General features: G+C 66.7%; 20 protein-coding genes. 9 read left to right on the top strand and 11 right to left on the bottom strand.

What is annotated here, in order from left to right:
- Positions 1–101: 101 nt before the first annotated feature.
- The 4 genes from J2S97_RS21465 to J2S97_RS21450 are packed head-to-tail and all read right to left on the bottom strand — an operon-like array spanning position 102 to position 5,303.
- The gene (locus J2S97_RS21465) at positions 102–914 is read right to left on the bottom strand and encodes a bifunctional allantoicase/(S)-ureidoglycine aminohydrolase (protein ID WP_307051961.1); all 813 of its coding nucleotides are present in this window, start codon (positions 912–914) and stop codon (positions 102–104) included.
- Positions 915–924: 10 nt separating this feature from the next.
- Complete coding sequence (locus J2S97_RS21460) at positions 925–2,199, bottom strand: DUF6986 family protein (RefSeq protein WP_307051960.1); 1,275 nt, start codon at positions 2,197–2,199, stop codon at positions 925–927.
- A 3-nt stretch (positions 2,200–2,202) separates the two neighbouring features.
- The gene (aceB, locus tag J2S97_RS21455) at positions 2,203–3,801 is read right to left on the bottom strand and encodes a malate synthase A (protein ID WP_307051959.1); all 1,599 of its coding nucleotides are present in this window, start codon (positions 3,799–3,801) and stop codon (positions 2,203–2,205) included.
- A 26-nt stretch (positions 3,802–3,827) separates the two neighbouring features.
- Positions 3,828–5,303: an NAD-dependent malic enzyme gene (locus J2S97_RS21450; protein ID WP_307051958.1), complete on the bottom strand. Its 1,476-nt coding sequence runs from the start codon at positions 5,301–5,303 to the stop codon at positions 3,828–3,830.
- Positions 5,304–5,524: 221 nt separating this feature from the next.
- Here J2S97_RS21450 and J2S97_RS21445 point away from each other — a divergent pair, with 221 nt between their 5' ends.
- Positions 5,525–6,280 (top strand): IclR family transcriptional regulator, encoded by a 756-nt coding sequence (locus J2S97_RS21445; RefSeq protein WP_307051957.1) that lies wholly within the window; start codon positions 5,525–5,527, stop codon positions 6,278–6,280.
- Between the two features lie 158 nt (positions 6,281–6,438).
- Here the strand turns inward: J2S97_RS21445 and J2S97_RS21440 are convergent, their stop codons facing one another.
- Positions 6,439–7,944: a nucleobase:cation symporter-2 family protein gene (locus J2S97_RS21440; protein ID WP_307051956.1), complete on the bottom strand. Its 1,506-nt coding sequence runs from the start codon at positions 7,942–7,944 to the stop codon at positions 6,439–6,441.
- 203 nt (positions 7,945–8,147) lie between these two features.
- A complete protein-coding gene (pucL, locus tag J2S97_RS21435; RefSeq protein ID WP_307051955.1) occupies positions 8,148–9,056 on the bottom strand; it encodes a factor-independent urate hydroxylase in 909 nt (302 codons plus the stop codon).
- A gap of 356 nt (positions 9,057–9,412) precedes the next feature.
- Between pucL and J2S97_RS21430 the strand changes: the two genes are divergently transcribed.
- Positions 9,413–9,601, top strand: coding sequence for a hypothetical protein (locus J2S97_RS21430; protein ID WP_043483997.1), 189 nt, complete (start codon positions 9,413–9,415; stop codon positions 9,599–9,601).
- Positions 9,602–9,732: 131 nt separating this feature from the next.
- Here the strand turns inward: J2S97_RS21430 and ligD are convergent, their stop codons facing one another.
- Positions 9,733–10,977, bottom strand: coding sequence for a non-homologous end-joining DNA ligase (ligD, locus tag J2S97_RS21425; protein WP_307051954.1), 1,245 nt, complete (start codon positions 10,975–10,977; stop codon positions 9,733–9,735).
- 115 nt (positions 10,978–11,092) lie between these two features.
- A complete protein-coding gene (locus J2S97_RS21420; RefSeq protein WP_307051953.1) occupies positions 11,093–12,466 on the bottom strand; it encodes an 8-oxoguanine deaminase in 1,374 nt (457 codons plus the stop codon).
- A 396-nt stretch (positions 12,467–12,862) separates the two neighbouring features.
- Here J2S97_RS21420 and J2S97_RS21415 point away from each other — a divergent pair, with 396 nt between their 5' ends.
- From J2S97_RS21415 to J2S97_RS21390, 6 genes are all read left to right on the top strand, one after another.
- Positions 12,863–13,357 carry a nucleoside deaminase gene (locus J2S97_RS21415; RefSeq protein WP_307051952.1) on the top strand — a complete coding sequence of 165 codons (495 nt, stop codon included), beginning with the start codon at positions 12,863–12,865 and terminating at the stop codon, positions 13,355–13,357.
- Between the two features lie 14 nt (positions 13,358–13,371).
- Positions 13,372–14,868: an NCS2 family permease gene (locus J2S97_RS21410; protein ID WP_307052006.1), complete on the top strand. Its 1,497-nt coding sequence runs from the start codon at positions 13,372–13,374 to the stop codon at positions 14,866–14,868.
- Between the two features lie 191 nt (positions 14,869–15,059).
- Positions 15,060–16,346: an XdhC family protein gene (locus J2S97_RS21405; RefSeq protein WP_307051951.1), complete on the top strand. Its 1,287-nt coding sequence runs from the start codon at positions 15,060–15,062 to the stop codon at positions 16,344–16,346.
- Entirely contained in the window at positions 16,337–17,287 is a 951-nt protein-coding gene (locus J2S97_RS21400) for an FAD binding domain-containing protein (protein ID WP_307051950.1), read from the top strand. Before J2S97_RS21405 ends, J2S97_RS21400 begins: the two co-directional genes overlap by 10 nt.
- A gap of 2 nt (positions 17,288–17,289) precedes the next feature.
- Complete coding sequence (locus J2S97_RS21395; protein WP_307051949.1) at positions 17,290–20,199, top strand: molybdopterin-dependent oxidoreductase; 2,910 nt, start codon at positions 17,290–17,292, stop codon at positions 20,197–20,199.
- A gap of 7 nt (positions 20,200–20,206) precedes the next feature.
- Positions 20,207–21,190 (top strand): aldo/keto reductase, encoded by a 984-nt coding sequence (locus J2S97_RS21390; protein WP_307051948.1) that lies wholly within the window; start codon positions 20,207–20,209, stop codon positions 21,188–21,190.
- A 52-nt stretch (positions 21,191–21,242) separates the two neighbouring features.
- Here the strand turns inward: J2S97_RS21390 and J2S97_RS21385 are convergent, their stop codons facing one another.
- Positions 21,243–21,767, bottom strand: coding sequence for a DUF488 domain-containing protein (locus J2S97_RS21385; protein ID WP_307051947.1), 525 nt, complete (start codon positions 21,765–21,767; stop codon positions 21,243–21,245).
- A 98-nt stretch (positions 21,768–21,865) separates the two neighbouring features.
- Between J2S97_RS21385 and J2S97_RS21380 the strand changes: the two genes are divergently transcribed.
- Positions 21,866–22,516 (top strand): uracil-DNA glycosylase, encoded by a 651-nt coding sequence (locus J2S97_RS21380; RefSeq protein ID WP_307051946.1) that lies wholly within the window; start codon positions 21,866–21,868, stop codon positions 22,514–22,516.
- A gap of 35 nt (positions 22,517–22,551) precedes the next feature.
- Here the strand turns inward: J2S97_RS21380 and nboR are convergent, their stop codons facing one another.
- A complete protein-coding gene (gene nboR / locus J2S97_RS21375; RefSeq protein WP_307051945.1) occupies positions 22,552–23,160 on the bottom strand; it encodes a nicotine blue oxidoreductase in 609 nt (202 codons plus the stop codon).
- Positions 23,161–23,243: 83 nt separating this feature from the next.
- The coding region (locus tag J2S97_RS21370; RefSeq protein ID WP_444875942.1) for a transketolase-like TK C-terminal-containing protein at positions 23,244–24,005 on the bottom strand (762 nt) is incomplete at its 5' end.

Raw genomic sequence — 24,005 nt, 5'->3', positions numbered from 1 at the left:
TGTCGGCTAAGTTCCCACTAACCCAACTGACTCGCAGTTAACGTCGCGAAACCGCGGTTTGGCGACGTTAACTGCGAGTCAGTTGGGGGAAAGAGCCCGGGCTAGGTCAGCCGGATCTGGCGGTTCATGTCCTTGTACAGCAAGTAACGGAACTGGCCCGGGCCGCCGGCATAGCAGGCCTGCGGGCAGAAGGCGCGCAGCCACATGAAGTCGCCGGCCTCCACCTCAACCCAGTCGTTGTTAAGGAGGTACATGGCCTTGCCCTCGAGGACGTACAGGCCGTGTTCCATGACGTGGGTCTCCGGGAACGGGATGACCCCGCCCGGCTGGAACGTCACAATGTTCACCTGCATGTCGTGGGCCAGATCGCTGGAATCCGTGAAGCGGGTGGTCTTCCAGGCGCCGTCGGTATCCGGCATCGCTGTGGGTTCCACCTCGGCATCACTGGTGACGAAGGACTTTGCCTCGTAGCCCTCAAGCCGCTCGTAGGCCTTGCGGATCCATTGGATGGAGACAATGTCATCCGAGACGTTCTCCAGACCCCAGGTAGCACCGGCGGCCAGGTAGGCGTAGCCGCCCTCCTCAAGCTGGTGCAGTTCGCCGTCGAGGGTCAGGTTGACCTTGCCCTTGGTGACGAAGACGACGCCTTCGACGCCGGGCTCAAACTCGGCCTTGGGAGCGCCGCCGCCCGGGCCGATCTCCACGATCAGCTGCGAAAACGTGGTGGCAAACCCGGAGATCGGGCGGGCCAGGATCCAGGACCGGGTGTTGGAGAAACCCGGGAGGGTGCTGGTTACGATGTCGGTCATGACGCCCTTGGGGATGACCGTGTAGGCCTCCGTGACGATGGCCCGTTCCGTGGTGAGGTGGGTCTGCGGCGGCAGGCCGCCCTGGGGGTAGTAGTACTTGCCCATCATTGGATCCTTACTTCGAAATGGTGTGGGCCAGCCTCGGGTGGGCCAGGCCGGTGAGTTGGGGGATTCCGACGCCGGCAAGCGCCTGGACGTCTTCGGCGCCCACGGCGCCGCACTGGACGCCGCGCAGCACGAACGCGGCCAGCGCGCGGGCGGTGGCGGGCTCGTCCATGACCCCGCCTTCAGTGCGGTCCGCATAGTTGCGCAGCCGCGCCGCCGCGGCGGGCAGCCCCTGGCGGTAGAACGCGTAGGTCGCCGCGAAACGGCTGGGCAGCTGGGCCGGGTGCAGGTCCCAGCCCTGGTAGTAGCCGCGTTCCAGGGAACGCCGCACCAGCCGGCCGTGCAGTCGCCACGCGTTTTCCACGTTGTCGCCCACCGGGATGATGTTGGTGGAGCCGTCCGACAGCCGGATGCCCGTTCCGGCCACCGCCAGCTGCATTACTTCCTTGGCGTAGTCCGCTACAGGGTGTTCCATGGACTGGTATTCGGCGGAGATCTGCAGGGAGGCGGAGTAGTCGTAGGTGCCGTAGTGCAGGCCGCTGATCCTGCCCGGGACGGCATGCGGAAGCTGCGCCACCGGTGACGTGCCGTCCGGACCGAGGATGAGCTGCGGCGTCTCCACCTGCACCTCGAACCGCAGCCGGCCCGCAGGAAGCGAGTGCGCTTCCTCCAGCCGGGAGACGGCGAAGTCCATGGCCTTGACCTGCGCCACGGTGGTGACCTTGGGCAGGGTGAGGATCAGGCCCTGCGGCAACTCGCCCGCGGAGGCCAGGCCGGAGACGAACAGGTCCAGCGTCCGCAGTCCGCGGGCACGCGTGGCCGCTTCGAAGCATTTGAAGCGGATGCCGATGAACGGGGGCGCTGTGCCGGCTGCAACTGCCTCGGCCACGGCGGACGCCGCCTCAACAGCGGCGGCGTCCTCGGCGTCGTCGCCCCTGTCCCCGAACCCGTCTTCGAAGTCAAGGCGCAGGTCCTCGATCGGTTCGCCTTCCAGCTTCGCCTGGACCCGTGACGCCACTGCCTCGGCGAGGTCGGCGTCCTGGCCCAGCAGGTGGCCCAGGTGGCCCAGGCCGCCGTGGGCGTCGGCGGTCGCCAGCGCCTGTGCCCCCCACTCAGAGGCGAACGACGGCGTGAAACGGTCCGCCGGTACATACACGGTATGTAAGGGCTGGCGGGTGCCGTCGTCGCCCGGATAATTGCGCTCCAGCAGCTGGTCGGTAGGGGCCAGCTGCGCGTCGATCTGCGCAAGATCGTTGGGGCTGAGGGAACCTGGGGGTACTGCCATGCCTCAGCCCACCAGTTCGTAGGCCGGAGTGGTGAGGAAGTCCGTGTAGTCCTCGGAAAGGCAGATATCCGCGATCAGCTCGCTGGCCGCGAGGTAATACTTCGCGAAGGTTTCTTCCCCCACTTCGCCGCGGAGCCTTTCGGTTTCCTCGGCAAGGATGGTGGTGACCAGTTCACGGGTGACAGTGTTGCCCGTATCGGCCAGGACCACGCCGTTGCGGATCTGCTGCCAGACCTGCGATCGGGAGATCTCGGCCGTGGCTGCATCCTCCATCAGGTTGTGGATGGCCACCGCGCCATTGCCCGAAATCCATACGGCCGTATATGCGACGGCGACATAGAGGTTCAGGCGCAGCCCGGCCTCCGTGACCGTGCCGTCAGCCGAGGCGATGTCCAGCAGCTGGTCCGCTGTGACGCTGACCTCCGGGCGCTGCTTGTCCAGCTGGTTGGGGCGCTCCCCGAGGACGGAATCGAACACTTCCTGGCACACGGGCACCAGGTCCGGGTGGGCAACCCAGGAGCCGTCAAAGCCGTCGTTGGCCTCGCGCGTCTTGTCTGCACGGACCTTCTCGAACGCCTGGGCGGTGACCTCGGGTTCGCGGCGGTTGGGGATAACGGCAGCCATGCCGCCCATGGCAAAGGCGCCGCGGTGGTGGCACGTCTTGACCAGCAGTTCGGTGTAGGCACGCATGAAGGGTGCCGTCATGGCCACTGTGGCGCGGTCCGGCAGCACAAAGTCCGCTCCGGCGTCGCGGAAGTACTTGATGATGCTGAACAGGTAGTCCCAGCGGCCGGCGTTGAGTCCGGCGGCGTGGTCGCGGAGCTCGTACAGGATCTCGTCCATCTCGAACGCCGCGGGGATGGTCTCGATCAGCACGGTGGCCTTGATGGTGCCCTGCGGGATGCCCAGGAACTCCTGTGCGAAGACGAAGACTTCGTTCCAGAGCCTCGCCTCAAGGTGGCTTTCCATCTTGGGCAGGTAGTAGTACGGGCCGTGGCCGTTGAGGACCAGCTGCTTGGCGGTGTGGAAGAAGTGCAGGCCGAAGTCCACCAGCGCACCCACGGTGTGTTCGCCGTCGAGCAGGAGGTGGCGTTCGTCCATGTGCCAGCCGCGGGGCCGGGCCACGACGACGGCGAGCGGCGCATCGGTGCGGAGCCGGTATTCCTTGCCCTCGGGGGAGGTGTAGCTCAGGGATCCGGTGGCGGCATCGCGCAGGTTCAGGATCGCGTCGATGACGTTGGCCCAGGTGGGGGTGCTGGCGTCCTCGAGGTCGGCCAGCCACACCTTGGCACCGGAGTTGAGGGCGTTAATGGCCATCTTGGCCGGCGAGGCGGGGCCGGTCATTTCGACGCGGCGGTCCTGCAGCGCGGCAGGCGCCGGCGCAACCTTCCAGTCGCCCTCGCGGACATCCTTGGTTTCCGGCAGGAAATCAAGCTTTCCGGTCCGGGCTACCTGCTCGCGCTTGGCCACGCGGGCTTTGAGGAGTTCGGCGCGGGTGCCCGCAAACCGCTTGTGGAGTTCCTCCACAAAGGCCAGTGCCTTCGGGGTGAGGATTTCCTCTGCTCGTGCAATCGGCTGCGGGTCTGTGACTGAGAGAGCCATTGTCCGGGTCCTTTCTAGGCTGCGAATCAGGCGTTGGCGGGTTCTAGGGTTGCGTGCTGGGCGGCAGGCTGCGCGGCTGCTTTGGCAGTGTTTGCTGCTTTGGCTGCGTTCGCTGCGTTCGCTGCGTTTGCTGCATTTGCCACGGCGGTTGCGACGTCGGCGGCAACGTGGGGGTCGAAGACGCTGGGGATGATGTAGCTGGCGTTGAGTTCATCGTCCGCCACGCGGTTGGCGATCGCCTCCGCTGCGGCAACCAGCATGTCCGGCGTGATGTCCGAGGCGCCGGCGTCCAGCAGCCCGCGGAAGAACCCCGGGAATGCCAGTACGTTGTTGATCTGGTTGGGGAAGTCGCTGCGCCCCGTAGCCACCACTGCCGCATGCTTCGACGCTACCACCGGGTCGATTTCCGGTGTGGGGTTGGCCATGGCGAATACGATCGCCTTCTCAGCCATCGCGGCGACCTGTTCCTCGCCGATCACGTGCGGGGCGCTGACGCCGATGAAGACATCCGCCCCGACGAGTGCCTCATGCAGTGTTCCGGAGAACCCTTCGCCGTTGGTGTTGGCCGCGATCCAGCTGCGGTGTTCGTCGCTGTATTCCTCGCCGGAGTGGATGGCACCGGAACGGCCGGCGGCGATGATGTGCTGTGCACCCTGGGCCTTGAGGAGCTGGATGATGGCCGAGCCGGCGGCACCGACGCCCGAAACCACGATCTTGACCTCGTCCAGTTTCTTGCCGACGACGCGCAGGGCGTTGACCAGGGCGGCCAGGGTGACGATTGCGGTGCCGTGCTGGTCGTCATGGAAGACCGGGATATCCAGTTCCTCGCGGAGCCGGTTTTCGATCTCGAAGCAGCGCGGTGCGGCGATGTCCTCGAGGTTGATGCCGCCGTAGACGGGGGCCATGGCCTTGGCGATCATGATGATTTCCTCGGTGTCCTGGGTGTCCAGGCAGACAGGCCAGGCGTCAACGTTGGCGAACTGCTTGAAAAGGGCGGCCTTGCCTTCCATGACGGGCAGGGCCGCGGCCGGGCCGATGTTGCCCAGGCCAAGGACGGCTGAACCGTCGGTAAGGACGGCGATCGTGTTGCGCTTGACCGTTAGGTTGCGGGCCGCTGAGGGGTCCTCCGCGATGGCCAGGCAGACGCGGGCGACGCCGGGGGTGTAGGCGCGGGAAAGGTCGTCGCGGTTGCGGAGGGCGACCTTCGGGACGACCTCAAGCTTGCCGCCGAGGTGCATCAGGAAGGTGCGGTCGGAGACGTGCTGGACCGTGACGCCGTCGAGCGCGTTCAGGGCGTCCTTGACGCGGGCGGCGTGCTCGTCGTCGGTGGTGTTGCAGGTGACGTCCACAACCAGGGTCTCGTGGTGGGACTCGGTGACGTCCAGGGCGGTGATGGCTGCGCCGGCGGCTCCGACGGCTGCGGCCAGCTCGCTCGTGGCGGTGAAGCTGGACGGTGCTTCCACGCGCAGGGTGATCGAATTTCCGGGGCTCGGGTTCGCCATTGGATGTTCCTCCTGGTCGGGCCCCGATGCGGTGCGCACCAGGGCTTACTGCTCAATCAAATGTTTTCGTATTATGGATATTATTATCTACTTTGTGGAAACACAAGCCCCTTGGGTGCATCGACGATGGCCGGAGCGTGCTGTATCTTGGGTCTTCTAAGCAATTTTTTTCACGATGTGGATAAGAGTTGTCGGAACCAATACCGCAGGAGACCACGGTTATGGCTGAAAAAGCCCCGGGAGGCGTGCAGTCCGTTGAGCGCGTCTTCGAACTTTTGGAACTGATCACTGACGCCGGCGGAGACGTCACGCTCAGCGAGCTTTCTTCCTCCACCGATCTGCCGCTCCCAACCATCCACCGCCTGCTGCGAACGCTGGTCACTTTGGGCTACATCCGCCAGCTGCCGAACCGGCGTTATGCCCTCGGCCCGCGGCTCATCCGGCTCGGAGAAGGCGCCAACAAGCAGCTCGGAGCACTGGCCAGGCCGCAGCTCAAATCCCTCGTGGACCGGCTGGGGGAGACCTCCAACATGGCCGTGCTGGACTCGGACATGGTCATCTACGTGGCCCAGGTGCCGTCTCTGCACTCCATGCGCATGTTCACTGAAGTGGGCCGCCGGGCGCATACCCACGCCACCGGCGTCGGCAAGGCGATCCTGGCCCAGCTGGACGACGAGACCGTCCGCGGAATCATCCAGCGCAGCGGCATGCCCACACCCACTCCCAAGAGCATCGGGGACATCGACTCCCTGCTCCTGGACCTGAAGCTGATCCGTGAACGGGGCTACTCCATTGACGAGGAGGAGCAGGAGATCGGCGTGCGGTGCTTCGCCATGGCGGTCCCGAATGCGCCGACCCCCACGGCCATCTCCGTGTCCGGCCCGGTCTCCCGCGTGGACCAGTCCTTCGCGGAACGCGCCGTCCCGCTGCTGCGCGAAGCAGCCCAGGCGATCTCGGACGAGTTCAACCAAAGCTGACCCGCCGCCGTCGTCCTCTTGTAGCGCGAACGGACAGTTGAGGCCCATCCTGCACGCACGAACGGACAGTTGAGGCCCCTGGAAACAGGGCCTCAACTGTCCGTTCGCGCTTGTGGTGGCGTTTGAGTTGTGGCGGTGTCCGGCGTGCCGGGGGAGCCTTAGTGGTCAGACTTCGACGTCGACTCCACCGGGACTTCCTTGCCGTCGCAGTCGATCAGCTTGCCGTCCTCGAAACGGTCGCCGTCGGCCAGGCACTTGAGGTCCTCTTCGCGGACCACGCGCCCCGTGCCGGCCACGAACACTGACTGGTTCTCCGAGTTGCCGGCCTTGAGGTGGTTGAAGAGCAGGTTCAGCAGGATGGCCATGACAGCGGCCGAGCTGATGCCGGAGTGGAAGATGGTGCCGAACCAGGACGGGAACTGATCGTAGAACGAGGGGGCGGCAATCGGGATCATGCCGAAACCGATGGACGCCGCCACGATGATCAGGTTCATGTTGTTCTTGTACTCGACTTTGGCAAGTGTCCGGATGCCGCTGGCGGCAACCGTTCCAAAGAGTACGACGCCGGCGCCGCCCAGGACGGGAGTCGGCACCGCTGCGACCACGCGGCCAAGAACCGGGAGGAGGCCAAGGATCACCAGGATCAGGCCGCCGGCGCTCACCACGAAGCGGCTCTTGACGCCCGTGATCGCAACGAGGCCCACGTTCTGGGCGAAGGCGCTCTGGGTGAAGGAGTTGAACAGCGGCGAGATGGCGCTGGAGAGCATGTCCGCCCGCAGGCCGTCACCGATGCGCTTGGAATCAACTTTGGTTCCCACGATCTCGCCGACCGCAATGATGTCCGCGGAGGTCTCGGTGAGCGTCACGAGGATGACGATCAGCATGGAGATGATCGCGGCGATCTCGAACGTGGGCGGACCGAATGCGAACGGGGTGGGGAACGCGACGATTTCGCCCTGGCCCACCTTGGAGAAGTCAGCCATGCCGAAGACGAAGGCAATCACTGTGCCGAGGACCATGGCCAGCAGGATGGAAAGCCTGGAGATTGCGGCGCTGCCCACCTTGCTGAGCAACAGGACGATTGCCATGGTTGCCGCAGCAAGGCCGATGTTGGCCACGCTGCCGTAGTTCGGCGCCTTGCTGTTGCCGCCCATGGCCCAGTTGGCTGCGACGGGCATCAGCGTCAGGCCGATGGTGGTGATTACGGTGCCCGTGACCACCGGCGGGAAGAAGCGGATGATCTTGGAAAACAGCGGGGTGATGAGCAAGCCGATCAGCGAGGCCACAATCACGGAGCCGAAGACGGCTTGGATCCCTCCGCCACCGTGGACGATCGCCACCATGGTGGACACTCCGGCAAACGAGACGCCTTGGACCAGGGGCAGCTGGGATCCGAAGAACCGGATGCCGATCGTCTGAAGGATCGTGGCCAGGCCGCCAACGAAGAGGCAGGCGGCGATCAGCAGCCCAATGTCCTGCGAAGACATCCCGGCCGCTGCGCCGATGATCAGCGGCGGGGCGATGATGCCGCCGTACATGGTGAGGACGTGCTGGAAGCCGTAGGCGAAGGTGCTTCCGAGGGAAAGCCGCTGGTCCTCCGGGCGGTCGGACTGCTTGCGGCCGGTGCCGGCTAATGCAGCGGCCGATTTCTTCTTAATGTTCATGGCAGACTTTCTTGGTGTTCATGGCAGACGTCTTTGTCTGGCTAACGGTGTCTGGCTAACAGGTTTGAATCGGTGAAGCTGGTGCGGAGTTTTTGTCCAGATACAGGGGTTTAGGCGTCCGGAAGTCGCCGTAAGTGGACAAAAACTCCAAGACGTGGGGTGGGGCCCGGTGGTTGAGCCTGGGCTCAACCACCGGAAGATGGTTAGCAGAAGCCGGCGATCCCGTTCCAGGCGATATCTGCCGGAGCGGCGTCTTCGCGCTGAACTGTGGCCTCGATCAGGCCGTACGGACGGTCTGCGGCGAAGAAGACCTCGTTGGGGTTGTCGAGGCCGAACGGTGAAAGGTCCACCAGGAAGTGGTGCTTGTTTGGCATCGAGAACTTGATCTCGTCAATCTCGCTGTGCGCTTCCAGGACCTTGGCGCCCATGTCGAACAGGGTCTGCTGCAGGGCGTGTGAGTACTTTTCCGTGAAGCCTTCCAGCAGGAGGCTCTTGACGTCTTCATAGCTTTTGTTGAAATCGAGGGCGCTGAAGTCCGTGTTGGCGTTGAACCGCCAGCGTGCGGAAACGTCCGTGGCCAGGATGCGGTCCGTGGTCTCCGGCAGGGTGGTGTACTTGTCCTTCGGGTATCCCACGAATCCGGACTGGGTGGACTTGAGCACCGTGAGGTCCTTGAGGCCCGAGATGAGGTGCGTTGCCGCGCCGTCGCGGACCAGCACGGCGGTGCGGACTTCCTGGCCGTTGCGCACGAAGGAGTGGTTGTGCTCTGCCCCGTGAGCCTGGATCCGGTCCCAGCTGTAGGACTCGGCTTCCCAGCGGCCGCCGGTGACCCAGTCGAAGCTGGACGTGAAGTGCTCGCCCAGCCGCAGGAGGAACGCCTCCGGCGAGCCGACGCCGCCGCGGGCAAACGCGTAGATGGTGTTCTTCTGCGTATCCGTGGCAACGACGTGGCTGTTGTCGCCTTCGAGGTGGGCTGCGGCGAAGTCCCCGCGGAGCTGCGAGGTGACGTTCAGGTCTTCGATCTCGTGGCGGTCGGTGTCCCGGGTGATCTTGACGACCCGGACTTCGGCCTTGCCGTACTGGTTCTGGCCGAGGATGATTTTGCTGCTCATGGTCTGTTCCCAACTTCCGTGATGTGGAACCTAGGTTCCATCATTGAAATTAAGCGCGTGTTTCCCACGCGTTTCTGATGGAGCCGACCCAACAAAAAAGAGCCGGCATCCAATGACGCCAGCTCATTACGACCCTGCCTGCTGCTCCCAGGTTACGTGACCTACGCCACGAGTTGACTTAAAGCGTAGCGGAGCTTTGCCGTGGTGTACATCACTAATCGAAAAATCCGATTGTGACCGGGGGCGCCCCGGACCATTGACGAATGGTGAGGATGCACTTTAGGCTATTTCACATAGCAAAAGTTATTTTCCATCTTACGGAATTCTAAGGGACCACCACCTCGGAGGAGGATCAGATGTACCAGCAGGACACAACGCCGGTTGCACCGGCACAGACGGCGGCACCCTCAGTCCAGGAGTTCTACCTCCCCCTCGGAGGCGGAACGGATCCGGACTTCTACCTGCCCGCAGATCGGGAGCACGTCCCCGGCCGGTTCTCGCGCTGGGTCCACGGACTGCCGGGCTTCGGCGGCCAGCGTTCGTAACAAGGCTGACGACACGCATCTTCGCTGATGACGCGCAAAAGGAGTGGCGACACCGGAATTCGGGTGTCGCCATTCCTTTTGCGTTGCGCCAGGCACTTTGCGCGTCGCCAGGCACTTTGCGCGCCGCCGGCTCAGGACCCCGGGCGCCCCGGCCACTCCTTGCCGTCCCAGGGGTCGTAGTCGGCGATGAGCTCCTCCTGCGGCGGACGCTCCGCTTCGGGGACGTGCTGCAGGTTCACCCGCACCCGGTACCAGAGCGAACTCGAACCGCGCATTCCGTCGACGAGCACATCGGCCGGGTGCAGGGCCGGGACGACTCCGGGATGCAGGGTCTTCCACTCGTCGAGTGCCGCGAGCGCCTCGGGCTTGGTCTTGGTGCGGGCCACCTCGATGAGCGGCATCATCGACTGCCGACGGCCGGAACCGTCACCGCTGCGCGGCGGCTTCTCGGCGGGGCCGAGCTCGGCCGCCAGCGCGAGCAGCCCGTCGAGCATGCCGACGGCCTCGTCGATGCCGGCGTGAGGGTCGCCCACGTCGGCGAAGCGCCCGGGCACCGTGCGCACCGTGAACTGTTCCGGCCGGGCGGAGCGGACCTCGTCCCAGGCGAGCGGCGTCGAGACCCGGGCATCGGGCAGGGGCCGGATCGAGTACGCCGATGCCACCGTGCGGTCCTTGGCATTCTGGTTGAAGTCGACGAACACACTCTCGCCGCGCTCCTCCTTCCACCACCGCGCGGTGGCGAGGCCCGGAGCGCGATTTTCGACTTCACGGGCAAGCGTCTCCGCGGCGAGCCGCACGTCGCGGTACGACCACTGCGGCGCGATGCGCACCAGGATGTGGAGCCCGCGCGATCCGCTGGTCTTCGGCCACCCCACCAGTCCGACGTCGTCGAGCACCTCCCGCGCGACATAGGCGACGTCGACAATCTGGGACCAGCCGACCCCCGGCATGGGATCGAGGTCGACCCGGAGCTCGTCGGGATGATCGAGGTCCTCGGCGCGAACGGGATGGGGGTTGAGGTCGAGGCAGCCAAGATTCACGACCCACGCCAGGCCCGCAGCATCCCGGATGACGGCCTCCTCTGCCGACGTCCCCGACGCATACTTCAGTACTGCCGTGTCGATGAAGTCGGGGTGGTTCTCGGGCACGCGCTTCTGAAAGAACGCCTCGGCGTCGATCCCTTTGGGAAAGCGCTTGAGCACCATCGGGCGGCCCCCGGCGCCGCGCAGCGCACCATCGGCGACGGCGAGGTAGTAGCGCACCAGGTCCAGCTTCGTCAGCCCGGGCTCAGGGAACACCACCTTGTCCGGACTCGAGATGCGAACCTCGGCGCCGTCAATGTTGAGGATCTCGGCCGGACTCTTCGACGGGTTCATTCCGACACGCTAGCAACGATTGGATGCCGCGGGATAGGCCCCGTTTCGACGGTTCCCTGCAGGGACACGGCGCGGAACGTCGTGTGCGCAGGGAACCGTCGAAACGGCGGAGTGGCTAGCCGTTCAGCAGCTTCCGGGCCGCGGCCGAGTGCTTGGCGATGAGCCCGGCAACATCAAGACCCGGAATCTGCCCGTCCACCACGCGCCACTGCCCGCCCACCATCACGCGGTCGGCCCGGTCCGCCGCGCAGAGCAGGAGCGCGGCGAGGGGGTCGTGGCTGCCGGAAAACCGGAGGTCATCGAGTTTGAACAACGCCAGGTCCGCCTGCATCCCCGGAGCCAGCTGCCCAAGATCAGTGCGGCCCAGCACCGCCGCCGACCCGCGCGTCGCCCAGCCCAGCGCCCGTTCCACTGGAACCTGCGCCCCGTAGCGCAGCCGCTGCAGGTACAGCGCCTGCCGCGCCTCGAGGATCATGTTGGAGGCATCGTTCGACGCCGACCCGTCCACTCCCAGCCCTACGGGGACTCCCGCGTCCTCCAGTTCCAGCACCCGGGCAATGCCCGAAGCCAGCCGCATGTTCGAAGTCGGGCAGTGCGCGACGGCGGTGCCGGCGGCCCCCAGCGCGGCGATTTCGGCATCGCTGAAGTGGATGCCGTGGCCCAGCCAGGTCCGGCTGCCCAGCCATCCCACGCTCTCCAGGTACTCCACGGTGCGCAGGCCGAACATCTCCCGGCAGAAGTCCTCCTCGTCCAGGGTTTCGGCCAGGTGCGTGTGCAGGCGGACGTCATGCCGTTCCGCCAGGACTGCGCTCTCGGCCATGATCTCCTTCGTCACGGAAAAAGGCGAGCACGGCGCCAGGGCAATCTGGATGACGGCGCCATCACCGCGCTCGTGGTACTCGCGGATGAGCCGTTCGCTGTCCGCCAGGATCACGTCCGGCGGCTGGACGGTGGACTGCGGCGGCAGCCCGCCGTCGTCCTCCCCGAGTGTCATGGAACCGCGGGTGAGGGTTGCCCGCATGCCCAGCTCGCGCACCGCCCGGACCTCAACGTCAATGGCGTCTTCCATGCCGTCGGGGAAGAGGTAGTGGTGGTCCGCGGCCGTGGTGCAGCCGGAGAGCAGCAGTTCCGCGAGCGCGACGGTGGTGGCCAGTTCCAGGTCCCGCGGCTTGAGCCGTGCCCAGACGGGATACAGGTTCTGCAGCCACGGGAACAGCGGCGCGTTCGCCACCGGACCCCAGGCCCGGGTAAGCGTTTGGTAGAAGTGGTGGTGCGTGTTGATCAGGCCCGGCAGCAGGACATGGCTGCCGGCGTCGAACGTTGCCTGGCAGGGCACGGACGGCAGCTGGCCGGCGGCCAGAACCTCCGTGATCACTCCGCCGCTGACCACGAGACCGCCGGAGGCGTCCAGGGCGTTGGCCGTGAAGGCCGCGAGCGGATTCCGGATCCAGAGCCGGGATTCCGTGGGATGCGGGGGGTGCGTGGACATGTGGGCGCTCCTGTCTGAGTGTGCGGATGAAATGCCAGCTCAGTGAAGGCCTGTCTGCTGATCCAGGCTCCCGGGGCAGGCTAAGGCGAGCGCCGGTTGGGCATCAGCGTAGGACGGCGGGAAGCGCCGCGTCAACGCCCCGGAGTGAGCCAACGCGTTGTGACAACTTGGACATTCAAATTTCACATCACGAAATTAACTTTCCAAAACCTATGGCGCAGCTCACGTTCGGGTGCTAATCTCGATTTTGCCAAAGGCGGGCCCCCGGACTCCGGGGAAGCTATCTACCAGGCGCAACTTAACCTTCAAAAGCACATGCTGAAGCCTGGTAACCGTCGCATCTGGCCCTTTCGTTCCACCTCGGCGTACCGGCTTCCAAGCAAAGGGAGTCGCATCATGAGTACCACCGTCACGGCCCAGGAATTCCTGGCCAAATCCATCGAGTTGGCCACGGCCAACGTCCTGAACAGCGGCGGTCCGTTTGGCGCCGTCATTGTCACGGCAGACGGACAAGCGTTCGACGGCGTCAACCGCGTCACCGCCACCAACGACCCCACAGCCCACGCCGAAGTCACGGCCATCCGCCGGGCGTGCAGCGAACTTGGCACGTTCGACCTCACCGGGGCCACCCTCTACACCAGTTGCGAGCCGTGCCCCATGTGCCTTGCCTCGGCGCTGTGGGCCCGGGTGGAGCGCGTGGTGTTCGCGGCGGACCGGCATGACGCCGCGTCTGTCGGCTTCGACGACGCCGTGTTCTACGAGTACTTCGAGAATGACCAGCGCGACGCGCTGATGCCGGTGGCCAAGCTGGAGCTCGAGGACCCCCAGTCGCCTCCGGTTCTCCAGCCGTTCAACACCTGGAACACGCTCGACTCCAGGATTGACTACTAGGGCCGGTGGCTGACATGACAATCCTGGACACCACCTCCGAAGAGCGGCAGCAGCCTGCCGCGCCGAAGCGCCCGCAGCCGTCGAACGCTTTCCTGGACCGTTTCTTCGAGATCACCAAGCGCGGTTCCACCCTGGCCCGCGAGGTGCGCGGCGGCCTGGTCACGTTCTTCACCATGGCCTACATCGTCATCCTGAACCCGCTGATCCTTGGCGGCTTCAGCGCGGACAATGCCCCCACCGACGTTGCCGGGGGCTGGCTGTCCGCAGCGCAGGTCGGCGCCGTTACCGGCCTCACCGCCGGCGTGATGACCATCCTGTTCGGACTGGTCGCCAACCTGCCGTTCGGACTCGCCGCCGGCCTGGGCATCAACTCCTTCCTGGCAGTGGCCGTGATCCAGGAAGTCACCTGGGCCGAGGCCATGGGCCTGGTGGTCATCAACGGCATCCTGATCGTCCTCTTCGGCGTCACGGGTGCCCGGACGGCCATTTTCCGGGCAGTGCCCAAGGAGCTGAAGGCCGCCATCACGGTGGGCATCGGCCTGTTCATTGCCTTCATCGGTTTCGTGGACTCGGGCTTTGTCCGCGCCACGACCGCCGGTCCTCCGGTCCAGCTGGGTGACAACGGCTCCATCACCTCGGTTCCCACCCTGGTGTTCATCGTGGGGCTGCTGGTCATGGGCATCCTCGTGGCCCGCAAGGTCCAGGGCGGCCTGCTGATCGGCATCGTGGCCACCACCGTGCTGGCCGCGGTCGTCGAAGCAGTCATGAAGATCGGCCCCGGCAGCGAAAGCAACCCCGGCGGCTGGCACCTGAACACCCCTGTGCTCTCCGGCCAGCTCGTGTCCGCCCCTGACCTTTCCCTGGTGGGGCAGTTCGACCTGTTCGGCGCCTTCGGCAGGATTGGTGCGCTGGCTGCCGTGATGCTGGTGTTCACGCTGGTGTTCACCAACTTCTTCGACGCCATGGGCACCATGACCGGCCTGGCCAAGAGTGCCGGCGTGGCGCACAAGGACGGCACCTTCCCGCGGCTGAAGTCGGCATTCATCGTCGAAGGCCTGGGAGCCGTCGCGGGCGGTGCCACCTCCGGTTCATCCAACACGGTGTACATCGATTCCGCCGCGGGCATCGGGGAAGGCGCCCGCACCGGACTGGCCTCCGTGGTCACGGGCGTGCTGTTCCTGGGCTCGATGTTCCTGACCCCGCTCACGTCAGTGGTGCCGCTGGAAGTGGCCGCCGCGGCCCTGGTGGTGGTTGGTGCCATGATGATGGCCCAGATCCGCGAGATCAAGTTCAGCAAATTCTCTGTGGCGCTGCCGGCGTTCCTGACCATCGTCACCATGCCGCTGAGCTACTCCATCGCCAACGGCATCGGCGTGGGCTTCATCTCCTGGGCGGTCATCAGTGCCTGCTCCGGCAAGATCCGCAAGGTTCACCCGCTGATGTGGGTGGTTACGGCCGGCTTCCTGGTGTACTTCGCCCGCGGTCCCATCAACGCCCTGCTGGGCGCATAGGGACCCCCGCGTAGGGACCACACAGACCGGACCGGGGCTGGCAGATGGGGCCGGCCCCGGTCCACCAAACTGCTGATCCACCAAACTGCAACCCAACTGACGCAGGCGCCGCTACCGCCGGTGCTTCCCCCGGCGCAGGATAGGAAAGAGAATATGGACACCATCGCCGCACAGGAAAAGGGAGTGCAGCAATGTTGGATCTGATGCCTTCACTGAAGGAATGGCAGCCCGCCGCTACCGGCCAGCGCTGCGCCGTGGCCACCGTGGTGGGCGCCGGCGGATCCGTGCCGAGGCCGCTGGGCACGTCCATGCTCGTGTCCGAGGCGGGAGAAGTCCTGGGCAGCCTGTCCGGCGGCTGCGTGGAGGGCGCCGTCGTGGAGGCGGCGCTGGCCGCAATGCACGACGGCGGCACCCGCCGCGAGTTTTTCGGCTACAGCACCGAGGATGCGTTCGCCGTCGGGCTCACCTGCGGCGGGGAGCTGGAGATCCACATCGAGCCGCTTGGCTCGGCCCCGGGGGGCCTCCGGCTGGAGAGCCTGCGGGCGCTCGCCGGGCACGGCCCCGCCAGTGCCCTGGCGCTGATCAGGAGGATGGACGCCCACGGGGGCGGCGCCGTCGTGATCCCTGATCCGGCGTCCTTCCTGGTGGCGTCTTCCGCCGAACTCGCGGCCCTGCTGGGACTTGCCTCTGTTGGAACTCCGGAAGCCAGGCGGCTGCGGCTGGCCGCGGCCGCCCAGCTGGAACCGCTGCTGCGCGGCGGCCGGACCGGGCTGGTCCGGCTCGCCCCGCCGCGGGGCTGCCTCCACGAGGCAAACCCGGGGGCCGCGGCACAAACCGCCGAAATCGGCCCGGAGCCCATCACCCTGCTGGTGGAGAGCCGGCTTACGCCAGCCCGCCTGCTGATCTTCGGCGCCAACGACTTCGGCGCCGCCCTGCTGCCCGCGGCCCAGCTGCTGGGCTACCACGTGACGCTGTGCGACGCCCGGCCCGCCTTCGCCGGGCAGTCCCGGTTCGCGGGCGCGGACCAGGTGGTCACTGCCTGGCCGCACCGCTATCTGGCGGAGGAAAACGCGGCAGGGCGGATCGATGCCCGGACCGTAGCCTGCATCCTGACCCACGATCCCAAGTTCGACATCCCGCTGCTGGAAACGGCGCTGAGCCTGGACCTGGCGTACGTGGGCGCCATGGGATCACGACGCAGCCACCGGCAGCGCGTCGATTCGCTGCTGGCCGCAGGGGTCCCTGCCGAGGCACTGTCCCGGCTGCATTCGCCCATCGGCCTGGATCTCGGTGCCGTGACCCCGGCCGAAGTCGCTGTGTCCATCACCGCCGAGCTGGTGGCCAGCCGCAGCGCTGGGGCATCCGTGCAGGCATCATCACTGAAGGACGGCACCGGCCCAATTCACACCGGCCCAATTCACGCCGGCCCCACTCACCACGTGAACACCACGCAACACCAGGAGACCCCATGGACATGAACACCATCGAGGCCGTGGTCCGCACTGAGGACCCGGCCGAATGGCGCGACGGGGATGCCTGGCTCGCCGGCGGAACGGTCCTCTTCTCTTACGGGAGCCTCGCGTTCGGCAAGGAACCGCTGCGCCGCCTGCTGGATCTCGGCGCCGCCGGCTGGCCCGCGGTCACCGTGACGGACAGCGGCATCGAGCTCGCCGCAACCTGCACCGTAGCGGAGCTGTATGCCCTGCCGTCCTCCGACGTTTTGGGGGAACGGGCAGCCGCCTGGCCCGCACTGGACCTCGTCCGCCCCTGCGGCGACTCCTTCGTGGCCTCGTTCAAGGTGTGGAACATGTCCACCGTGGGCGGCAACCTCTGTACGTCGCTGCCCGCCGGTCCCATGATTTCGCTGTGCGCCGCGCTCGACGGTGAGGCCACCGTGCTCAGCCCGGGCGGGGCACGCCGCACCGTGCCCGTTGCCGACTTCGTCACGGGGGACGGCAAGAACTGCCTGGCGCCCGGCGAACTCCTGCGCAGCATCCACCTGCCGGCATTGGCCCTTTCCTCCCGGGTGGCGTTCCGGCGGCTTTCGCTCAGCAACCTGGGCCGGTCCGGAGTGCTGCTGATTGGAAGGCTCGACGCCGGCGGCACCCTCGTCCTCACCGTCACCGCCGCCACCAAACGCCCCGTCCAGCTGCGCTTTCCGGCTCCGACGGGGGAGGCGCCGTCCGGCGCGTCGACGTCTGCGGCCGCCCTCGTCGAAGCGCTGGACGCCGCCATTCCGGCGGAGCTGTACCACGACGACATCCACGGCCTGCCGGTCTGGCGCAAAGACATGACGTACCGCCTCGCGGAGGAGATCCGGGCTGAGCTGGAGGCCCCGGCCGGGGTTCCGCCCGCCCGCGTCTCCGGGGATTTCTGGCCCCCGCAACAGCAGGCTTCGTCTCAGCAGGAAGGGGCCTGAGCATGGCCAACGACACCACCCGCACCATCGAAATCAACGGCGTCCCGGCCGCAGCTGAACCACGTCCCGGCCAGTGCCTGCGCACCTTCCTCCGGGAACAGGGCAACTTCGGCGTCAAAAAGGGCTGCGACGGCGGCGACTGCGGAGCCTGCACGGTCCACGTCGACGGCACCCCCGTGCACAGCTGCATCTACCCGGCTGTGCGGGCCGAAGGGCACGCCGTCACCACCGTCGAGGGCCTGGCGCGCGCCTGCGGATCGTCCGGACAGGCTGACGCGAACGGCACCGGCGCGGACGGCACAAGCACGGCAGGAACGCCCGGCGCCCTCCACCCTGTGCAGCAGCAGTTCCTGGACCGCCAGGGATTCCAGTGCGGATTCTGCACCGCCGGCATGGTGATGACGGCCGCCACGTTCGACGAGGAGCAGAAGGAAAACCTGCCCCGCAACCTCAAGGGCAATCTCTGCAGGTGCACCGGGTACCGGGCCATCGAGGATGCCATCTGCGGCCACGAAGGACACCCGGACCCCAAAGGCCCGGGTTCGGGGATCGCCGGTGAGGGCCAGCCGGAACCCAAGCCGGGCCAGCTCGGCGACGACGTGCCCGCCCCCGCCAGCCTCGCCGTGGTCACCGGAAAAGCCCGTTACACCCTTGATGTGCCCGCGGAGGAACTGCCGGGGCTGCTGCACCTGAAGCTCCTGCGTTCACCGCACGCCCACGCCCGGGTGCTCGCTATCGACTCAACCGCGGCGCTTGAAATCCCCGGCGTGGTGGCCGTCTTCACCCACGAGGACGCCCCCGCACAGCTTTTCTCGACCGCCCAGCACGAGCTCTACACCGACGATCCGGACGATACCCGCGTCCTGGATGACGTCGTCCGGTTCATCGGACAGAAGGTCGCCGCCGTCGTCGCCGATTCCGTGGCCGCGGCGGAAGCCGGCGTGCGTGCCCTCAAGGTCGACTACCAGGTGCTGGACGCCGTCTTCACGCCCGAGGAAGCGATCCGGCCGGGTGCACCGGCCGTCCACGGCGGGAAGGACGCGGCCACCGCGCGAATCAGCCGGCCCGAACAGAACGTCGTGGCGGAGCTGCACTCGGAACTCGGCAGTGTGGCCGCCGGTTTCACCGAAGCCGATTTCATTCACGAACAGACCTACCGGACCCAGCGCGTGCAGCACACGGCATTGGAAACACACGCCTCCATCGCCTCGGTGGACGCGGACGGCCGGCTCCAGGTCCGCACCTCCAGCCAGGTGCCGTTCCTGGTCCGGCGCACCCTGTCCCGGGTCTTTGACATGCCGGAGGAACAGATCCGCGTGGTGGCAGGCCGGGTGGGCGGCGGCTTCGGCGGGAAACAGGAGGTCCTCACCGAGGACATTGTTGCCCTGGCGGCAATGAAGCTGAAGCGGCCAGTGCAGCTCGAATTCACCCGGACGGAGCAGTTCACGGCCTCCACCACCCGGCACCCGTTCACCATCCATCTCAAGGCCGGCGCCAGTAGGGACGGCCGGCTCACGGCGCTGCAGCTGGACGTGCTCACCAACACCGGCGCCTACGGCAACCATGCCCCGGGCGTGATGTTCCACGGCTGCGGCGAATCGCTGGGAGTGTACAAGTGCGCCAACAAGAAGGTGGATGCGCACGCCGTCTACACCAACACGGTTCCGTCCGGCGCATTCCGTGGCTACGGCCTGAGCCAGATGATCTTCGCCATCGAGTCCGGCATCGACGAGCTCGCCACCGGGATCGGGATGGATCCGCTGGAGTTCCGCCGCCGCAACATGGTCCTCGAGGGTGACGACATGCTCTCCACGCATTCCGAACCGGAGGAGGACGTGCACTATGGAAGCTACGGGCTGGATCAGTGCACCCGGCTGGTTCAGGATGCCCTGGCGCGCGGGCTCGAACGGTACCGGGCCGCCGGGCTGGATGACCTGGGTCCGGACTGGGTCGCGGGGGAGGGGACGGCGCTGTCCATGATCGACACCGTCCCGCCGCGCGGCCACTTTGCCCACTCCAAGATCCGGCTCCTTCCGGACGGCACGTACGCGGCCGACGTCGGGACCGCCGAATTCGGCAACGGCACCACCACGGTCCATGCGCAGCTCGCGGCCACCGCCCTGTCCACGACGGCGGGGCGTGTCGCCGTGCGGCAGTCGGACACGGACCTGGTCCAGCACGATACCGGCGCTTTCGGGTCGGCCGGGACCGTGGTGGCAGGCAAGGCCACGCTGGCCGCGGCCGAAGAGCTCGCGGTCCGGATCCGCGCGTTCGCCGCCGGCATCCGGCAGATCCAGTCCTCCGGCTGCGTGCTGGAGGAGGACGCGGTGATCTGCGAGGGAACCCGGGTGCCGCTGACGGAAATCTTCGACGCGGCGGAAGCGGCCGGCATCGAGCTTGCCACCGAAGGGCACTGGGGCGGGACGCCGCGATCGGTGGCGTTCAATGTCCAGGGCTTCCGGGTGGCGGTCAACACCGGAACCGGGGAGCTGAAGATCCTGCAGAGCGTCCAGGCCGCCGACGCCGGCGTGGTGGTGAACCCGCGGCAGTGCCGCGGCCAGATCGAAGGCGGGATCGCCCAGGCCCTCGGCGCCGCGCTGTACGAGGAAGTGAAGGTGGACGACGGCGGGAAGGTCACCACGGACATCCTGCGGCAGTACCACATCCCCACCTTCGCGGACGTGCCCCGCAGCGAGGTGTACTTCGCCGAAACCAGCGACAAGCTGGGTCCTCTGGGAGCGAAGTCGATGAGCGAGAGCCCGTTCAATCCGGTTGCTCCGGCGCTGGCGAATGCCATCCGGAACGCCACGGGCGTGAGGTTCGCCGAGCTGCCCATCGCCAGGGACAAGATCTACCTTGGACTGAAGGAAGCGGGCCTGGCCTCGCGTTTGGAGAGCGCTAACGGCTTATAGTCGGATGATGGAAAAGCGCTTATTGGGCAAGACCGGACGGAACGTCTCCATTGTTGGCCTGGGGACCTGGCAGCTTGGCGCGGACTGGGGCGACGTGGACACCGCGCAGGCACGGGACATCCTGGCCGCGTCCGTGGAATCGGGTGTCACGTTCTTCGACACCGCGGACGTCTACGGCGATGGCCGCAGCGAGCAGGCCATCGGCGCGTTCCTGGCGGACAACCCCGGCCTGGACATCACGGTGGCCACCAAGATGGGCCGCCGGATGGAGCAGCAGCCGGAGAACTACAACCTTGCCAACTTCCGCGAGTGGACGGACCGTTCCCGGCGCAACCTGGGCACGGAGCAGCTGGACCTGGTCCAGCTGCACTGCCCGCCCACCGCCGTGTACAGCAGCGCCGAAGTCTATGACGCACTGGACACCCTCGTCGCCGACGGAGCCATCCGGAACTACGGCGTCAGCGTGGAGCGGACCGACGAAGCCCTCGAAGCCATCCGGCACGAGGGCACAGCCACCGTGCAGATCATCCTCAACGCCTTCCGGCTCAAGCCCCTTGACTTGGTGCTGCCCGCGGCCGAGGCCGCCGGAGTGGGCATCATCGCCCGGGTTCCGCTCGCCTCGGGGCTGCTGTCCGGCAAATACACGGAGGACACGTCCTTCGCGGAGGACGACCACCGGAACTTCAACCGCGACGGCTCCTCGTTCGATGTCGGGGAGACCTTCTCCGGCGTGGACTTCGGGCAGGGCCTCAAAGCGGTGGTCGAGTTCGAGGAACTCGTGCCCGACGGCGTCAGCACCGCCCAGGCGGCCATCGCTTGGATCGCGGCGCAGGACGGCGTCAGCACGGTGATCCCGGGCGCGCGAAACGTGGACCAGGCGCGCTCCAACGCCGCCGCGGCGGATGTCACCGGGATTGACACAACGTTCGACGTCGGCGTCCGCGAAATCTACGACCGCTACTTCCGCGAATCGATCCACCCGCGCTGGTAGGCGGCCCGCCGCCCGCCGGCGCTGATTGGTCGGTTGATTGATCTGGACTGATTCAGTCTGCCGGGTACCAGACCCGCACCCCGTCCACGCGTGCGAAGGATGTCAGGGTGTGGGGTTTGGCGGACTTTTCCGTCATGATGTCCAGGACCTCGACGTTCCGCACCACGAGCGCATCACCGATCAGTGAGCGGTGGCAGCGCCACGGGACGGCTTCCGCGCACATGATGGCCGCGTTGTTGGTCCGCCCCCGTTCCAGCAGCTGGCCGATGGCCGTTGAGAATTCTTCAGTCTGCATGTAGTCCGCGTAGCCCCGGAAAGATGCGTTTTGCCAGGCCTCGTTGGCGCTGTCCTTTCGGGCGTGCCGCAGGCCTCCGAGGGATTGCATCCGCCGGTAGGTGATCCCGCTGGCACGCAGGCTCGCCGCCAGGGCGTCCTCATTGAACTGGGGATTGTGCCGCGACTTCGGGACGGTGCGCACATCGATCAGCTTCCTGACGCCGTGGGCCTTCAGGATGCCGATGAATTCCTCGATGGGATGCGTGGAGTGCCCGACCGTGAAGATGGTCATGTCCGCCATGCCCCAATGCTAAGGCTGCGGTCAGGTGCCAAGGCGGCAGTGAACCGGCCCGGATATCCTGATTCCCCTACCGGGCTGCCAACGGAAGTGGGCATCGAATGACTTCATCCTCCATCGACGGCTTTGTTGACCGGCTCGCGGCCGTGGCAACAGGACCCGGGTGCACCAACTTCTTCGATCACGCCCTTCCGGCTAACGCGCAGCGCAGGCGGAATCTGGGAATCTACCTGCAGGAAATGCTGGACCGCCGTCCGAAGGTGCTGCTGGTGGGGGAGGCTCCCGGCTTCAGGGGCATGCGGATCACCGGCGTTCCCTTCACCAACCGCACCATGTTCGACGGGCCCGCGAACAGCTTCGGGCTGTTCGGGCCAGGAAAGGGCTACGTGCTGCCTCCCGAAGCGGCGGGCATTGCGTCCGAGCCGACCGCAACAGTGATGTGGCAGGTGCTGGCCGAGCTGGAATTCCTGCCTGTGCTGTGGAGCGCCTGCCCCTGGCATACGCATGTGCCGGGACGGCCGCTGTCCAACCGCACGCCAACTGCCGCTGAAGCAGCCCTTGGTACGCCGTTCTGGCAGGCGCTGACGGAGCTGTTTCCCATCGAAACCGTGGTGGCCGTGGGCAATGTGGCCCATCTCAGCCTGCAGCGAGGTGGCCTGGACGTGCCGAAAATCAGGCATCCCGCCCACGGCGGCCGCTCCGGGTTCAAGCGGGGACTGGAGGAGCTGCTCTCAGCGGGCGTCCGGCAGTAGGCCGGTCACCCGGTTTGGGGGCCGTTGGTTGTGGCCTACCCGAGTAGCCGCAGCTGGTCCGGCGTGTCCAGGTCCTCGCCGCCGGACTGGTCACTGCAGTCCACCAGGTCGATGAGTTCCGGGTGGGCCTGCAGAAACAACCGGGCTCCGGCGTCGCCCGTTGCTGATTCCGCCGCTTCGGCGCGCAGGGCTACGTCCAGCAGCAGCGGATGGCCGCGCCGGAGGGTGCCGTCCGGCCCGCGGTACGCGGCGGCGGTCACCCGGCCGGGCCGGTGCGCAGCCAGCACGCGGGCCACCGTTTCCTTGGTCAGGCCGGGCTGGTCCACGAGGGCGATCAGCACATGGTCGTCAGCTGCCGCCGCAGCAATTCCCAGCCGGAACGAACTGCCCATTCCGGAATGCCAGTCAGGGTTTTCGATGACGGTGTATGGCGTCAGGTCGGTGGCGTCCCGGACCTTCGCCATGTCGGCCCCGAGGACGATTACCACCTCGCGGCAGCCGCCGTCGAACAGCACGCCGGCCAGCACTTCGACCAGGGTCCGGCCGCGGAACGGCAGCAGGGCCTTGGCCCCCCGCCCCAGCCGGGTGCCCGCCCCCGCGGCGAGCAGCACCGCCGTCGTGCGCCGTTCAGTCGAGTCAGCCATCGCCCCAGCCTATCCACCCAGATGACGGCAGACGGCGGCGCCCCGAAGGGACACCGCCGTCAGCTGTCGAATGAATAGGCCCGTCAGGCGTCGCCGCCCGCTCCGCCGGTAGTCCCGGCGTTGACGTCCAGGAGCTTGTAGCGGTCCATGGCGTACGACGGCGCGCCCGCCTCGACGTCGCCCCTCGCCGCGAGCAGCTGCAGCGTCTTCACCACGATGGAGTGGGTGTCGTTCTTGAAGAAGCGGCGTGCCGCGGCCCGGGTGTCGGAGAAGCCGAAGCCGTCCGCGCCGAGCGAGGCGTACTGGTGCGGGAGGAACTGGCGGATCTGGTCCGGGACGGCCTTCATGTAGTCCGAGACCGCCACGACGGGCCCTTGCGCATCGGCCAGCTGCTGGGCCACAAACGGGATCCGGGCCGGTTCGCCGGGATTCAGGAATGCTTCCTCCTCGGCGGCGAGGCCGTCGCGGCGCAGTTCGTTCCAGGACGTGACGGACCAGACGTCCGCGGAGACGCCCCAGTCCTCGGCCAGGATCCGCTGGGCCTCCAGCGCCCACGGCACCGAGACGCCGGAGGCCAGGATCTGGCTCCTGGGACCTTCAGCGCCCGACGCCGACACCCGATAGATGCCTTTCAGCACACCGTTGACATCGAGGTTCTCGGGTTCGTTTGGCTGGGTGATGGGTTCGTTGTAGACGGTGATGTAGTACATCAGGTTCCGGTCCCCGTTGTTTCCTTCGGAATCTGGTCCATACATGCGCTCGATGCCGTCGCGCATGATGTGGCCCATTTCGTAGCCGTAGGCGGGGTCGTAGGTGACCACTGCCGGGTTGGTGGCGGCGAGGAT

Source organism: Arthrobacter oryzae (genome assembly GCF_030812315.1).
Lineage (GTDB): Bacteria > Actinomycetota > Actinomycetes > Actinomycetales > Micrococcaceae > Arthrobacter > Arthrobacter oryzae_B.
This window is presented reverse-complemented; position numbering and strand designations above follow the sequence as displayed.